Raw genomic sequence first — 13,056 nt, forward strand, 5'->3', positions numbered from 1 at the left:
AATCCTGCTTATTCTGCGGTCTCTTCATCGGACGAAGCATCGGCCGCTTCGGTAACCGCAGCTGCCACCACCTCGGCAGCAGGCTGGGAAGTCTTTCGCACCTTGGCGGAAAACTCTTCCTCGACCAGTTCGATGATAACCTGCGAAGCGTTGTCGCCAAGGCGGTTAGCCAACTTGATGATGCGCGTATAACCGCCGGGGCGGTCCTTGAAGCGGGGGCCGATAACTTCGAACAGCTTCCCTACAACCTTGCGCTCCCGAATCACCTGGCTGGCCTGTCGCCGGGCATGAAGATCCCCGCGTTTACCAAGGGTGATCATTCGGTCAACCACCTTGCGCAATTCCTTGGCACGCGCATCGGTCGTGGTGATCTTTTCATGCTCGAGCAACGAAGTGACCATGTTGCGCATCATGGCAGCACGGTGACTGGAATTGCGCCCGAGCCGTTTACCGGATTTATTGTGACGCATGGTTCAACGGTCCTTTCTTTATCAATGCGTAATCTGGGCCGTCATAGATCTTCTTTCCCTTCCTGAATCATTTTAAGATATTCAGGATCGGGAAAATTCTCGAGAGCCATACCGAGTGAAAGCCCCATATCGGCCAGTATATCCTTAATTTCGTTCAAAGATTTTCGCCCGAAGTTCTGGGTTTTGAGCATCTCAGCTTCGGACCGCTGCACCAAGTCGCCGATAAGGTGAATATTGGCATTCTTCAGGCAGTTGGCACTTCTCACGGAAAGTTCCAGTTCCTCAACGGAGCGATACAGATTTTCGTTGATCTTGCGGTTCTCTTCACTCTCCTCTTCGACAACCGTTTCCGTATCTTCATCGAAGTTGATGAAAATCTGCAACTGTTCCTTGAGAATTTTAGCAGCGAAAGCCACCGCGTCATCAGGACGCACGCTTCCGTCCGTGGAGATTTCGAGGTTAAGCTTGTCGTAGTCGGTGATTTGTCCGACACGGGCGTTGGTAACCGTGAAATTGACCTTTTTAATCGGCGAAAAAAGCGCATCGATGGGGATCGTTCCCACCGGAGCCTTCTCATCCCGGTTCCGTTCAGCCGGCACGTAGCCCTTGCCCATGGCGACGACCATATCCATTTCAAGATCGGCATCCTTGCCGCAAGTCAGTATATGATGGTCGGGATTGAGTACATCCACATGGGAATCCGTGATAATGTCACCTGCCGTGATGACGCCAGCGCCCTTTTTGACAATCCGGATGTTGCGACTGTCCGTACCGTGCAGCTTGAGCAGCACCCCTTTAAGATTCAGGATGATATCTGTGACATCTTCGGTAACACCCGGGATGCTGGAAAATTCATGCAGTACCCCTTTTATCCTGACCGAGGTGATAGCCGCACCCTGCAGAGACGAGAGCAGCACCCGCCGCAGGGAATTACCCAAGGTGGTGCCGAATCCCCGCTCGAAAGGCTCAGCCGTGAACTTGCCATAGGTATCCGACAAGGAGTCCACATCAACCTGGAGGCGCTTAGGCTTGATCAGATCTCTCCAGTTTTTGTACATTCACATCCTCCGTATGAGGTGGCAGCAACTACAATTGGCCATTACTTGGAGTAAAGCTCGACGATCAGCTGCTCCTGGAAGGCCGGCGTAGTCATTTCCTCGCGCACCGGCAGGGTCTTGAGGCTACCCTTGAAGGCATCCCGGTCAAGTTCAACCCAGGAAGGCAGACCGCGCCGCATGACACCGTCAAGAGCCTCGTTGATACGGGCAACCTTGCGAGACTTCTCGCGCAGCTCAACGACATCATTGACCCTCAGGATGTAGGAAGGCACATTAACCTTCCGACCGTTCACCAAGAAGTGACCCTGCCGCACAAGGGCGCGAGCCTCGGCACGCGAACTGGTAAATCCAAGCCGGTAGACGACGCTGTCAAGCCGACGTTCAAGCAGGACCAGCAGGTTCTCGCCGGTCACCCCTTTCATGCGATCCGCCTTGTCAAAATAGGCCCGGAACTGCTTCTCAAGCAAGCCGTAGGTGCGTTTCATGCGCTGTTTTTCACGCAGCTGGGTGCCGTAGTCGGAAGCTTTGCCACGACCCTGACCATGCTGGCCAGGCGCGTAGTTGCGTCTTTCAAGAGCACATTTATCTGTATAACACCTGTCCCCCTTAAGGAACAGCTTCGTGGTTTCTCTTCTGCACAGCCGGCAGACAGGCCCAGTATATCTAGCCAACGTTCATCCTCCTTGGTTGTTTAAACTCTTCTGCGCTTGGGCGGACGACAACCATTGTGGGGAATAGGTGTAACGTCCTTGATCACGCTGATATTCAGACCTGCCGAAGAAAGAGCGCGCAATGCCGATTCCCGACCGGAACCGGGCCCTTTGACGCGAACCTCAACGGACCGCAATCCGTGCTCCATGGCCTTCTTGGCCGCGTCTTCCGCAGCGATCTGAGCCGCAAACGGGGTGCTTTTACGGGACCCCTTAAAGCTCATCGTCCCGCAGGTGGACCAGGAGATCACGTTGCCTGCAACGTCCGTAATAGTGACAATGGTGTTGTTGAAAGTCGCCTGAATATGGGCGATACCATTGGCTATATTCTTTTTCTCGACTTTTTTCCGTACAACTCGCTTACCCTTAGCCATGGTTCCTCCCTTTACTTACGCTTGCCGGCGACGGTTTTCCGCGGCCCCTTGCGCGTACGCGCATTGGTTTTGGTTTTCTGACCACGGACAGGAAGCCCGCGCCGATGACGCAAGCCACGGTAGCAACCAAGATCCATCAACCGCTTGATGTTTCCGGTCACCACGCGACGCAAATCACCCTCGACCTGATAATGGCCGTCGATGACATCGCGAATGAGACCGGCTTCCGCTTCCGTCAGATCATCCGTACGGGTGTTGGGATCCACCCCGGCTTTCTGCAAAATATTTTGGGACGAGGAGCGGCCAATGCCGTAAATATAAGTAAGCGCAACCTCGATCCGCTTGTTTCTCGGTAAATCGATACCAGCGATTCGTGCCAATGTCGTATCCTCCTGATCCCTTTATCCCTGTTTTTGCTTATGCTTGGGGTTCTCGCAGATGATCCTGACAATTCCCTTGCGTCTAACTACTTTACATTTGGAACAAATCGGCTTGACCGAAGCTCGAACTTTCATTGATCATCCCTTTTTAATACGATGCCTGTTAATCCGAAAAGGCCGCATTCAGCTATGACGCACAGACCTTTTCACATTACGTTGAATTCCTAAACGGCGGTCAATATTTGCGGGCCTTCGTCGGTAATCGCCACGGTATGCTCGAAATGCGCAGACGGCTTGCCATCAGACGTAACCGCTGTCCACCCATCCTCAAGAACCTTGACTCCACACTTACCTGCATTGATCATCGGCTCAATAGCCAATACCATGCCACAGCGCAACAAGGGACCCTGCCCTGGCGGACCGAAGTTGGGAACTTGCGGATCTTCATGCAATCCGCGCCCAATACCGTGCCCGACAAACTCCTTTACCACACTGAATCCCTGAGCCTCGACATAACTCTGAATGGCATGCGAAATATCAAACAAACGGTTGCCAGGAATGGCTTGCGCAATCCCCAGCGCCAGAGATTGTCCGGTAACATCAAGCAACCGTTGTTTCGCTGCGTCTATTTTTCCGACGGGCAGCGTCATAGCCGAATCGCCGTAAAACCCCTTCCAGACAACCCCGAAGTCGATACTGAGAATTTCCCCCTCGAGCAAAGGACGGCGATCCGGAAAGCCATGCACAACCCGATCTTCAGGAGACGCGCAAATACTGAACGGGAACCCGCCATAACCCTTAAAGGCCGGCTTGGCCCCCCGTTTTTTACATTCTCGCTCCGCCAGGCGATCCAACTCCAGCGTCGTGATACCTGGAACAACCTTTTCGGCCAACAGCGCAAGAATCTCCGCGACCATACGCCCCGACTCACGCATGCGGAGCAGATCGTCGCTGGATTTAATCGGTATCACTGCCCGCAGTCCAAAGCACCAAGAATCTGCTGTTGCACAGCAGCTATATCCTGCATGCCATCAACCTCGCGCAACAACCCTTCAGCGCGATAATATTCGATCAATGGTGCGGTTTGCTCAGCGTAAACTTCCAGGCGCCGACGAATCGTTGCTTCCTGGTCATCATCACGCTGCAACAGCGGGCCGCCACACTTATCACATTTGTCCGCGTCCTTTGGAGCATCAAATACGACATGATACATCTTACTGCAGTCGCGACAGGTACGTCGTCCGCCAATTCGCGCAACAACCGCCTCATTGTCAACGTTCAGCGATATAACCGCATCAAGATCCTTGCCCAAATCCGCAAGCGTTGCCTTTAACGCATCGGCCTGAGCCAAGGTACGCGGGAAACCATCCAGTATGAAACCGTTGACACAATCGGACTTGGAAAGGCGCTCCTTGACTATCCCGACAACAACCTCATCGGGAACCAGAGCCCCGGATTCCATCTTCTGCTTCGCCTTGACACCCATGGGAGTGCCTTCTTTGACTGCAGCCCTGAGCATATCACCGGTCGAAATCTGCGGCACGCCCAACACATCACAGAGCATTTTCGCCTGGGTTCCCTTCCCGGAGCCGGGAGGACCCAACAAAACCATCTTCATCTTTACCTCACACTTCCTAGCCATGGCGTCCACGCAGGGTAACCCCCTTCATGAACCCCTCATATGATCGCGAAATCAGATGGGCCTCCACCTGCGAAGCGGTATCAAGCCCCACACCAACCACGATCAACAGAGACGTTCCCCCAAAGAAGAAAGGAACATTCAACCCGGTTATCAGAAGGGTCGGCAACACACATACAACGGATACATATGCGGCACCCGCAAATGTCAACCGCCCAAGAACCGAGTCAATATAGTCCGAGGTGGCCTTGCCAGGACGTATGCCGGGAATGTAGCCACCTTGCTTTTTGACATTGTCGGCTACATCGACCGGGTTGAAGGTAACAGCCGTGTAGAAGTAGCAGAAGAAGATGATAAATGCAACATAAAAGAAATAATAAATCGCATGCCCGGGTGTCATCCAGCTGGCCGCTTTCTGCACCCAGGCGATATTGATCAGGTTGGCGACCGTCGCAGGAAACATAATGATGGAGCTCGCGAAGATCGGCGGAATCACTCCACTCATGTTGATCTTCAAGGGCAAGTGACTCTTCTGTCCCCCGTAGTTCCGCATTCCGACAACGCGTTTTGCATAGTGAATCGGCAGTCGGCGCTGTGCCAGTTCCATGAACACGATCGCCCAGATCGTCGCGACAACAACAGCCAGCAGAAGCAGAATGCTCGCCGGGCCGAGCGCACCCGTATTAGCCAGTCGCACGGTATTGAATATGGCGGCAGGCATATCGGCAATGATTCCGGCAAAGATAATCAGCGAGATGCCGTTACCGATGCCGCGCTCGGTGATCTGCTCACCAACCCACATGATAAAGGCGGTTCCCGCCGTCAGGGTTATCACGGTAAGCAGAATGAATCCGAAACCGGGATGAGAAACAACCGCTGCGCCATCGACAACCATCGACTGAAGTCCGACCGCTATGCCGGCGCCCTGAACAATGGACAACACGATGGTCCCGTAACGGGTCCACTTGGTGATGGTTTTACGCCCCTGTTCCCCTTCCTTGGCAAGTCGCTCTACTGGCTCAAAAACAACCCCGAGCAACTGCAGGATAATTGAAGCACTGATATAGGGCATAATGCCAAGCGCAAAAACGGTCATGCGCGCCAGCGCACCCCCCGTAAAAGCACTTACCATCCCGAGCAGTCCGCTCTGGGATTTCTGGAAAAAGTCTGCAAGCACATCGCCATTGATCCCGGGAATCGGTACATGACAACCGACACGATAGACCGCGAGCATCCCCAGGGTAAAAAGAATGCGACGACGCAATTCCGGGATACTGAAGATATTCTGGATGCGCTTGAACAATTTAAATTACCTCGGCTTTCCCGCCAGCGGCTTCTATCTTGGCAACGGCGCCCTGGCTGAATTTATGAGCTTTGACAGTCAGAGCCTTGTCAAGGTCACCATCACCAAGCACTTTGATACCGTCGCAAATCTTTTTAACAAGACCGCTCTGGCCAAAAGCCTCAACATCGACCACGCTCCCGGCCTCGAACATTTCCTGCAGGTCGCGCAGGTTGACCAGAGCATAGACCTTTTTATTGAGCGATTTAAAGCCACGCTTGGGCAGACGGCGCTGCAACGGCATCTGGCCGCCCTCGAAACCGGGCTTGACGCTGCCGCCACTGCGGGCTTTTTGCCCCTTGTGTCCCTTGCCGGCGGTCTTACCGTTACCGGAACCTGGTCCACGCCCGATGCGCTTCCGAGTCTTGGTAGAGCCGATAGCCGGCCGCAGATTACTCAAATCCATATTCAAATCCCTCGCGCTCTCAGTCCTCAACCACAACCATGTGGGACACCTTGTTGATCATACCCCTGATTTCGGGCGTGTCGGGCAACACCACTGTTTTGTTCAGTCTGGTCAGGCCGAGGCCTTTTAGAACCTTTGTGAAATATTCCTTGCGACCGATGCCGCTCTTCTTCAGGGTCACCTTGATTTGTCCGGCCATGAAACCCTCCTAGTCGGCTCCTGTTATTCTTCGGTATCGGCACCGCGCAGAGCACGCAACTCTTCGGCGCTTTTGAGTTGCGACAACGCGTTGATGGTCGCGCGAACAACGTTGTGCGGATTATTGGAACCAAGGCATTTCGACAGAATGTCGCCAACCCCGGAGACCTCCAGCACAGCGCGAACGGCACCACCGGCAATGACGCCAGTACCGGCCGAAGCAGGCTTGAGCAATACCCGACCGGCGCCAAACTTGCCGATCACATCAAAAGGGATACTGCGATCCTTCAGGGGCACGCGAATCAGGTTCTTTTTGGCCTGCTCCACCCCTTTGCGAATCGCTTCGGGCACTTCCTTGGCTTTACCATGTCCGTAGCCGACAATTCCCTGACCATCACCAACAACGACAAGCGCGGAAAAACTGAAACGCCGTCCACCTTTGACAACCTTGGCACACCGGTTGATGTGTACAACCCGGTCCGTCAGTTCCAACTCATTGGGATCGATGCGAAGCAAAGATATCCTCCTTAACTAAAAAGACAGACCGGCTTCCCGGGCGGCCTCTGCCAGGGTCTTGACGCGCCCGTGGTAGAGAAATCCGTTCCGGTCGAAGACCACGTTTTTGATATTCATAGCCAGCGCTTTCTGGGCGATAGCCTTGCCGACAGCCTTGGCTGCGTCGACATTCCCTGTATACTTCAGGCCTTCGGCGACATCTGCGTTGACCGTCGAAGCCGAGACCAGAGTTTTTCCGGTCGTATCTTCGACAATCTGCGCATAAACATGCTTGGCGCTTCGGAACACGCAGAGTCTGGGCATATCCGACGTGCCACGCACCTTTCGGCGCACACGTACCTGTCTTTTCAATCGCGCCTGGCGTCTCTTCAATGCGGCGTTCACTCTCTATCTCCTTGCCCTGTATTGCGTTATTTTTTCCCGGCCTTACCGGCTTTCCGCAGAATCCGTTCTTCAGCGTATTTTACACCCTTGCCTTTATAGGGCTCAGGCTTTCTGAAAGAGCGGATCTTGGCGGCAGTGGCGCCAACCAACTCTTTGTCAATACCGCGAACAACGATTTTGGTCTGCTTTTCAACCTCGGCAGAGATCCCTTTGGGCAGTGCATATTCGATCGGGTGCGAATACCCGAGAGACAGGTTGAGCGCACTCCCCTTTACTTCGGCGCGGTAACCCACGCCATTAATTTCCAGAACACGTTCGAAACCGTTGGTCACACCTTCAACCATGTTGGCGACAAGGGCCCGCACAAGACCCCTGTAGGCGCCCTCCTGCTTACCCTCTGCAGCGCACTGCACCAGTATCTGGTCGCCAGCGGTTTCCAACTGTATCCCGGCAACAATGTTTTTGACCAGCTCTCCCTTGGGCCCTTTGACCGTGACCGTGTCTCCGGCTTGAGACACCGTAACGCCCTTGGGAAGGTTGATAGGCTTTTTCCCAATTCTAGACATTTTCTGGCTCCTTAGCCGAGTTCTTTCTACCAGATGGAGCACAAAACTTCGCCACCCAATTGTGCTTCACGAGCGGCGACATCGTGCATAACCCCTTTCGAAGTCGAAAGGATGGCATTGCCAAGACCATTTTTCACTACCGGGATCTCGTCTTTGCCGACATAAACCCTGCGCCCCGGCGTTGAGACGCGGTCGATGGCATTAATAATGTGTTTGCTATCGTTATCGAATTTCAGATAGATACGCAGCACACCCTGTTTTTCGTCGGTTATCTGCTTGAAATTCTTGATATAGCCGAGTTCCTTGAGCACGGTGACGATGGCCAGCTTGACATTGGATGCCGGCACGTCGCACTTCGCATGCCGGGCCAGTCCCGCATTACGGATGCGGGTAAGCATATCGGCTATAGGATCTGTCATTGCCATGGATGCAACTCCTTACTGATTTACCAGCTTGATTTAATCACGCCGGGGAGCTTGCCTTCCAGCGCAAGTTTCCGCAAGCAAATCCGGCACATATCGAACTTACGGTAATAAGCCCGAGGCCGCCCGCACAAGGGACAGCGGTTATATTTCCGCACCTTGAACTTGTTCGACCGGGCGGCTTTGATCATCATAGATTTCTTTGCCACGTCGTCCTCCCCTAGTCTTGGGCTTTTTTGGGAAAGGGCATACCGATGGCTTCCATCAGGGCATATCCTTCCTCATCGTTCTTGGCCGTGGTAACAATGGTAATGTTCAAGCCCTTCACCTTATCGATCTTCTCCAGGTCGATTTCGGGGAAAATGAGCTGTTCGCGGATACCAAGGGTATAGTTCCCGCGACCGTCAAAGCCCTTCTTGGAAACGCCCTTGAAGTCGCGCACCCGGGGAAGAGCGACGTTGACCAACCGGTCAAGGAACTCATAAGCCTTGTCGCGACGCAACGTTACCATGCAACCGATCGGCATCCCTTCGCGCAACTTGAATTGAGCGATGGATTTCTTCGCCTTGGTGACGACGGGTTTCTGGCCGCTGATGCGCGTAAGCTCCTCCACAGCGGACTCCAGAACCTTGATATTCTGTATGGCCTCCCCCAGTCCCATATTGAGGACCACCTTCTCCACCCTGGGGACTTCCATTACATTTTTCAACTGCAACCGCTCAGCCAACGCGGGAGCAATTTCCTTCGTGTATACTTCCTTCAATCTCGCACCCATGGAAATCCTCCGTTACTTGTCCAAGGTCTCGTTGCACTTTTTACAGAACCGAGTCTTGGACCCATCTTCGAGAATCCTCACACCGGTCCGCGTGGGCTTGTTGCAGGCGCTGCAGACGAGTGCAACATTGGAGGCATCCAGCGGGGCTTCCTTCTCGACAATTCCCCCTTGGGTATTGACGCGGTTGGGCCTTGTGTGCCGCTTGACAACATTAAGGCTTTCGACAACAACACGCCCTTTGCCCGGCAATACACGCAACACCTTGCCGGTCTTGCCTTTCTCCTTGCCCGCTATAACCATAACCATGTCATCTTTTTTGACATGCATTTTTTTCGCTGCCATTTCTCTTACTCCCAGTTCCGAATTAAAGTACCTCGGGGGCCAGCGATACGATCTTCATGTACCGCTGTGCGCGCAACTCCCGAGCAACTGGACCGAAGATACGGGTTCCGATAGGTTCCCCGGCCTGGTTCACAACCACTGCGGAATTTTTATCGAAACGAATCGCCGATCCGTCAGGGCGAGGTACTTCCTTAGCGGTTCGAACGATGACAGCTCTAACCACATCCCCTTTTTTTACGCGGGAATTGGGCAGGGCCTCCTTTACGGAGCAGATGATGATATCTCCAAGCCCGGCATATTTTCGCTTGGAGCCACCAAGAACCTTGATGCAGCAGAGTTTACGCGCACCAGAGTTGTCCGCTACATCAAGCATCGTCTGCATCTGTATCATGACTGTTATCTCCTACAGGATTACGTTCTTTTCAAGGATTTCGCGTACCCGCCAACGTTTGTCCCGGGACAGCGGACGGGTTTCTACGACCGAAACCTTGTCCCCGATGTTGCAGCGATTCTCTTCATCATGGGCCTTGAAGGTAACCCGGCGCTTGATAAATTTTTTGTAGACCGGATGCTTGACCATCTGGTCGACACGGACCACAACGGTTTTATCCATCTTGTCGCTGATAACAACCCCGACGCGGGTTTTCCGATTGCCACGTATTTTACTCATTGAAATTTATCTCCCCGTACCGATCAGCTTCGCTTCTGACGCAGGATGGTATGAACCCGTGCGATGGTCCTGCGCGTCTGGGGAAGCCGGGCGCTGTTTTCCAATTGCCCGGTAGCCAATTGGAACTTCAGGTTAAACAGCTCCTGATTGAGTTCCTCTACTTTTTTTTCCAACTCTTCGACCGTCAGGTCGCGCAGCTCACTAGCTTTCATTGGCCACATCCTCCCGTGCAACAATCCTGGTCTTCATGGGGAGCTTATGAGCAGCCAGCCGCAATGCTTCGCAGGCCACTTCCCTGTCTACACCCTGCATCTCGTAAAGCATCATGCCGGGCTTGATAACAGCCACCCAGCTATCGGGCGAACCTTTACCTTTACCCATGCGGGTCTCAGCGGGCTTTTTGGTCAGAGATTTGTCCGGGAAAATACGGATCCAGATCTTCCCGCCGCGTTTCACATGCCTTGTCATGGCACGACGCGCGGACTCAATCTGTCTGGAAGACAGCCATCCACATTCGACCGCTTTAAGCCCGTAATCGCCAAAATTTAGTTCGCTACCGCGATAGGCTACGCCTTTCATGCGGCCTTTAAACTGTTTTCTATGTTTAACCTTCTTGGGCATTAACATGGCAGAATACTCCTATTCGGTTCCCGTGGTTATTCCTGCGACAGGACTTCGCCCTTGAAGATGAGAACCTTGACGCCGATAATACCATAAGTAGTCTTGGCCTCGGCGAATCCATAATCGATATCGGCCCTGAGAGTGTGCAGGGGCACACGTCCTTCACGATACCACTCGGTCCGACTCATCTCGGCACCACCCAAGCGACCGCTGCAGGTAATCTTGATACCCTGAGCACCAAACTTCAAAGCCATGCTCACGCTTTTTTTCATGGCACGGCGGAAGGCGACACGGCGCTCAAGCTGAGTTGCCACATTCTCGGAAACAAGTTGGGCATCGACCTCGGGTTTGCGCACTTCCTGAATATTGATGAACACTTCCTTGTCGGTGAGCCGGGCCAGATCCTTTTTCAAGGCTTCAACCTCGGCACCCTTTTTGCCGATAATGATGCCGGGACGAGCGGCATACACATTAATTTTGGCCTTGCTTGCGGCACGCTCAATTTCGATCCTGGCGATGCCGGCATGATAAAGCCGCTTTTTAAGATAATTGCGAAGCTTTATATCTTCGTGCAGAAGCTGGGAGTATTCCCCCTCAGCGTACCACCGGGAACTCCAGGTCTTGACGACTCCCAGTCGAAATCCTGTCGGATGTACTTTCTGGCCCAAACCATCACCTCCTTAAACTTATTTTTCGTTCAGAACCACGGTAATGTGGCTGGTCGGTTTGCGGATCCTGGTAGCCCGTCCCTGTGCTCGCGGCATGAACCGCTTAAGCACGGGACCCTGATCGACGGCTATGCTTTTGATGTACAGCCGGTCGACGTCGGCGACCCCCTTCTGCTCGGCGTTGGCCACGGCCGAACCAACCAGTTGATATACGATGCCGGCCGCTTTCTGAGGAGAAAACCTCAGAATATTCAGCGCCTCCTGAACCCCTTTTCCGCGCACCATATCGACCACCAATCGGGTCTTACGAGGCGACAGACGCACATATCTAAGCTTGGCCTTAGCTTCCATGAATAGAAACTCCTCTTGCGAAATCGCTTGTTACTTACCTTTTGCTCTTCTTGTCAGCGCCATGCCCGTAGTAGGTGCGCGTGGGAGCGAATTCGCCGAGCTTATGCCCAACCATGTTTTCGGTGACGAAAACAGGGATAAACTTTTTTCCGTTATGCACGGCGAAGGTATATCCAACAAACTCGGGAATAATAGTCGATCGCCGAGACCAGGTCTTGATTACCTTCTTGGAACCGGCCCCCCCTTCGAAATCGGATTTGCGAAGGAGGCTCGCCTCGACATACGGCCCTTTTTTGATCGATCTAGCCACAGTGGTCTCCTCTAAATTTCAACGATGTTACTTCTTCCGGCGAACGATAAAACGGTCGGTGCGCTTATTGACGCGGGTCTTGTACCCTTTGGTGGGCACACCCCAAGGCGTAACGGGATGACGACCGCCGGAGCTTTTGCCCTCACCACCACCATGCGGATGATCGACAGGGTTCATGGCCACGCCGCGCGACTGCGGACGCTTACCAAGCCACCGATTGCGACCAGCCTTGCCGATCTTGACGTTTTCGTGATGGATATTACCTACCTGCCCCACCGTGGCACAGCAGTCCTGCAGCACCAGCCGAACCTCTCCGGAAGGAAGTCGCAATTGCGCATACTTGCCTTCCTTGGCAGCGATCATGGCGTAGGTTCCGGCACTGCGAGCCAACTGGCCGCCTTTGCCAATCTTCAACTCAATGTTATGAACCCAGGTGCCCAGAGGAATGGACCGGATCGAGAGCGCATTGCCGGGCTTGATGTCGGCCTGCTCGCTGGCAATCACAACATCTCCGACATTCAATCCAAGAGGCGCCAGGATATAGCGCTTTTCGCCATCGGCATAACAAGCAAGAGCGATGCGCGCCGACCGATTCGGATCGTACTCGATGGTGGCGATTTTGGCAGGGATGTCTTTCTTGTCCCGACGAAAATCGATGACGCGATACTTCTGCTTGTGCCCGCCCCCGGTATGCCGCTTGGTGATGCGGCCAGCATTGTTCCGTCCACCGGTTTGGTTAAGTTTTTCAACCAGCGATTTCTCCGGTTTGGCCACAGTAATGTCGGCGAAATCGGCCGAGGTCATATGACGTCGGCCAGCCGAAGTCGGCTTATACTTTTTGATTGCCATTATCG

Annotated in this window: 26 protein-coding genes; all 26 read right to left on the reverse strand. The window is 53.6% G+C overall.

Features of this window, described 5'->3' with window-relative positions:
- Positions 1-8: 8 nt before the first annotated feature.
- Positions 9-470: a 50S ribosomal protein L17 gene (gene rplQ / locus A6070_RS12030; RefSeq protein WP_072285986.1), complete on the reverse strand. Its 462-nt coding sequence runs from the start codon at positions 468-470 to the stop codon at positions 9-11.
- Between the two features lie 41 nt (positions 471-511).
- Positions 512-1,528, reverse strand: a complete 1,017-nt coding sequence (locus tag A6070_RS12035) for a DNA-directed RNA polymerase subunit alpha (RefSeq protein ID WP_072285987.1) — start codon at positions 1,526-1,528, stop codon at positions 512-514.
- A gap of 41 nt (positions 1,529-1,569) precedes the next feature.
- Entirely contained in the window at positions 1,570-2,199 is a 630-nt protein-coding gene (gene rpsD, locus A6070_RS12040) for a 30S ribosomal protein S4 (RefSeq protein WP_072285988.1), read from the reverse strand.
- 20 nt (positions 2,200-2,219) lie between these two features.
- Positions 2,220-2,612 (reverse strand): 30S ribosomal protein S11, encoded by a 393-nt coding sequence (gene rpsK, locus A6070_RS12045; RefSeq protein WP_072285989.1) that lies wholly within the window; start codon positions 2,610-2,612, stop codon positions 2,220-2,222.
- An 11-nt stretch (positions 2,613-2,623) separates the two neighbouring features.
- Positions 2,624-2,992, reverse strand: a complete 369-nt coding sequence (rpsM, locus tag A6070_RS12050; RefSeq protein WP_072285990.1) for a 30S ribosomal protein S13 — start codon at positions 2,990-2,992, stop codon at positions 2,624-2,626.
- A 21-nt stretch (positions 2,993-3,013) separates the two neighbouring features.
- Complete coding sequence (gene rpmJ / locus A6070_RS12055; protein ID WP_011340426.1) at positions 3,014-3,127, reverse strand: 50S ribosomal protein L36; 114 nt, start codon at positions 3,125-3,127, stop codon at positions 3,014-3,016.
- 89 nt (positions 3,128-3,216) lie between these two features.
- Positions 3,217-3,963 carry a type I methionyl aminopeptidase gene (map, locus tag A6070_RS12060; protein ID WP_072285991.1) on the reverse strand — a complete coding sequence of 249 codons (747 nt, stop codon included), beginning with the start codon at positions 3,961-3,963 and terminating at the stop codon, positions 3,217-3,219.
- Positions 3,960-4,610 carry an adenylate kinase gene (locus A6070_RS12065; protein ID WP_072287992.1) on the reverse strand — a complete coding sequence of 217 codons (651 nt, stop codon included), beginning with the start codon at positions 4,608-4,610 and terminating at the stop codon, positions 3,960-3,962. The genes map and A6070_RS12065 overlap by 4 nt, the downstream gene beginning before the upstream one ends.
- Before the next feature lie 16 nt (positions 4,611-4,626).
- The gene (gene secY / locus A6070_RS12070; protein WP_072285992.1) at positions 4,627-5,934 is read right to left on the reverse strand and encodes a preprotein translocase subunit SecY; all 1,308 of its coding nucleotides are present in this window, start codon (positions 5,932-5,934) and stop codon (positions 4,627-4,629) included.
- A gap of 1 nt (position 5,935) precedes the next feature.
- A complete protein-coding gene (rplO, locus tag A6070_RS12075; RefSeq protein WP_072285993.1) occupies positions 5,936-6,379 on the reverse strand; it encodes a 50S ribosomal protein L15 in 444 nt (147 codons plus the stop codon).
- Positions 6,380-6,398: 19 nt separating this feature from the next.
- The gene (gene rpmD, locus A6070_RS12080) at positions 6,399-6,578 is read right to left on the reverse strand and encodes a 50S ribosomal protein L30 (RefSeq protein WP_072285994.1); all 180 of its coding nucleotides are present in this window, start codon (positions 6,576-6,578) and stop codon (positions 6,399-6,401) included.
- Positions 6,579-6,601: 23 nt separating this feature from the next.
- On the reverse strand, positions 6,602-7,093 hold the full coding sequence (rpsE, locus tag A6070_RS12085; RefSeq protein WP_072285995.1) for a 30S ribosomal protein S5: 492 nt from the start codon (positions 7,091-7,093) through the stop codon (positions 6,602-6,604).
- A gap of 15 nt (positions 7,094-7,108) precedes the next feature.
- A complete protein-coding gene (gene rplR / locus A6070_RS12090; RefSeq protein ID WP_072285996.1) occupies positions 7,109-7,477 on the reverse strand; it encodes a 50S ribosomal protein L18 in 369 nt (122 codons plus the stop codon).
- Between the two features lie 26 nt (positions 7,478-7,503).
- The gene (gene rplF / locus A6070_RS12095; protein WP_072285997.1) at positions 7,504-8,043 is read right to left on the reverse strand and encodes a 50S ribosomal protein L6; all 540 of its coding nucleotides are present in this window, start codon (positions 8,041-8,043) and stop codon (positions 7,504-7,506) included.
- Between the two features lie 26 nt (positions 8,044-8,069).
- Positions 8,070-8,468: a 30S ribosomal protein S8 gene (gene rpsH, locus A6070_RS12100; RefSeq protein WP_072285998.1), complete on the reverse strand. Its 399-nt coding sequence runs from the start codon at positions 8,466-8,468 to the stop codon at positions 8,070-8,072.
- 20 nt (positions 8,469-8,488) lie between these two features.
- On the reverse strand, positions 8,489-8,674 hold the full coding sequence (locus A6070_RS12105) for a type Z 30S ribosomal protein S14 (protein ID WP_011340416.1): 186 nt from the start codon (positions 8,672-8,674) through the stop codon (positions 8,489-8,491).
- Positions 8,675-8,685: 11 nt separating this feature from the next.
- A complete protein-coding gene (gene rplE, locus A6070_RS12110) occupies positions 8,686-9,240 on the reverse strand; it encodes a 50S ribosomal protein L5 (RefSeq protein ID WP_072285999.1) in 555 nt (184 codons plus the stop codon).
- Positions 9,241-9,252: 12 nt separating this feature from the next.
- Positions 9,253-9,582 (reverse strand): 50S ribosomal protein L24, encoded by a 330-nt coding sequence (gene rplX / locus A6070_RS12115; protein ID WP_072502094.1) that lies wholly within the window; start codon positions 9,580-9,582, stop codon positions 9,253-9,255.
- A gap of 22 nt (positions 9,583-9,604) precedes the next feature.
- Positions 9,605-9,973, reverse strand: a complete 369-nt coding sequence (gene rplN / locus A6070_RS12120) for a 50S ribosomal protein L14 (protein WP_011340413.1) — start codon at positions 9,971-9,973, stop codon at positions 9,605-9,607.
- Positions 9,974-9,985: 12 nt separating this feature from the next.
- Positions 9,986-10,252 carry a 30S ribosomal protein S17 gene (rpsQ, locus tag A6070_RS12125; protein ID WP_072286001.1) on the reverse strand — a complete coding sequence of 89 codons (267 nt, stop codon included), beginning with the start codon at positions 10,250-10,252 and terminating at the stop codon, positions 9,986-9,988.
- A gap of 23 nt (positions 10,253-10,275) precedes the next feature.
- On the reverse strand, positions 10,276-10,464 hold the full coding sequence (gene rpmC, locus A6070_RS12130; RefSeq protein WP_072286002.1) for a 50S ribosomal protein L29: 189 nt from the start codon (positions 10,462-10,464) through the stop codon (positions 10,276-10,278).
- Positions 10,454-10,879: a 50S ribosomal protein L16 gene (rplP, locus tag A6070_RS12135; RefSeq protein WP_072286003.1), complete on the reverse strand. Its 426-nt coding sequence runs from the start codon at positions 10,877-10,879 to the stop codon at positions 10,454-10,456. Before rplP ends, rpmC begins: the two co-directional genes overlap by 11 nt.
- A 29-nt stretch (positions 10,880-10,908) precedes the next feature.
- The gene (gene rpsC, locus A6070_RS12140) at positions 10,909-11,541 is read right to left on the reverse strand and encodes a 30S ribosomal protein S3 (protein ID WP_072286004.1); all 633 of its coding nucleotides are present in this window, start codon (positions 11,539-11,541) and stop codon (positions 10,909-10,911) included.
- Positions 11,542-11,559: 18 nt separating this feature from the next.
- On the reverse strand, positions 11,560-11,892 hold the full coding sequence (gene rplV, locus A6070_RS12145) for a 50S ribosomal protein L22 (protein WP_072286005.1): 333 nt from the start codon (positions 11,890-11,892) through the stop codon (positions 11,560-11,562).
- Between the two features lie 34 nt (positions 11,893-11,926).
- Positions 11,927-12,202 (reverse strand): 30S ribosomal protein S19, encoded by a 276-nt coding sequence (gene rpsS, locus A6070_RS12150; RefSeq protein WP_072286006.1) that lies wholly within the window; start codon positions 12,200-12,202, stop codon positions 11,927-11,929.
- A gap of 27 nt (positions 12,203-12,229) precedes the next feature.
- Entirely contained in the window at positions 12,230-13,051 is an 822-nt protein-coding gene (rplB, locus tag A6070_RS12155) for a 50S ribosomal protein L2 (RefSeq protein ID WP_072286007.1), read from the reverse strand.
- Positions 13,052-13,056 lie beyond the last annotated feature (5 nt).

It is taken from the genome of Syntrophotalea acetylenica (assembly GCF_001888165.1).
GTDB classification, from domain to species: Bacteria; Desulfobacterota; Desulfuromonadia; order Desulfuromonadales; family Syntrophotaleaceae; genus Syntrophotalea; species Syntrophotalea acetylenica.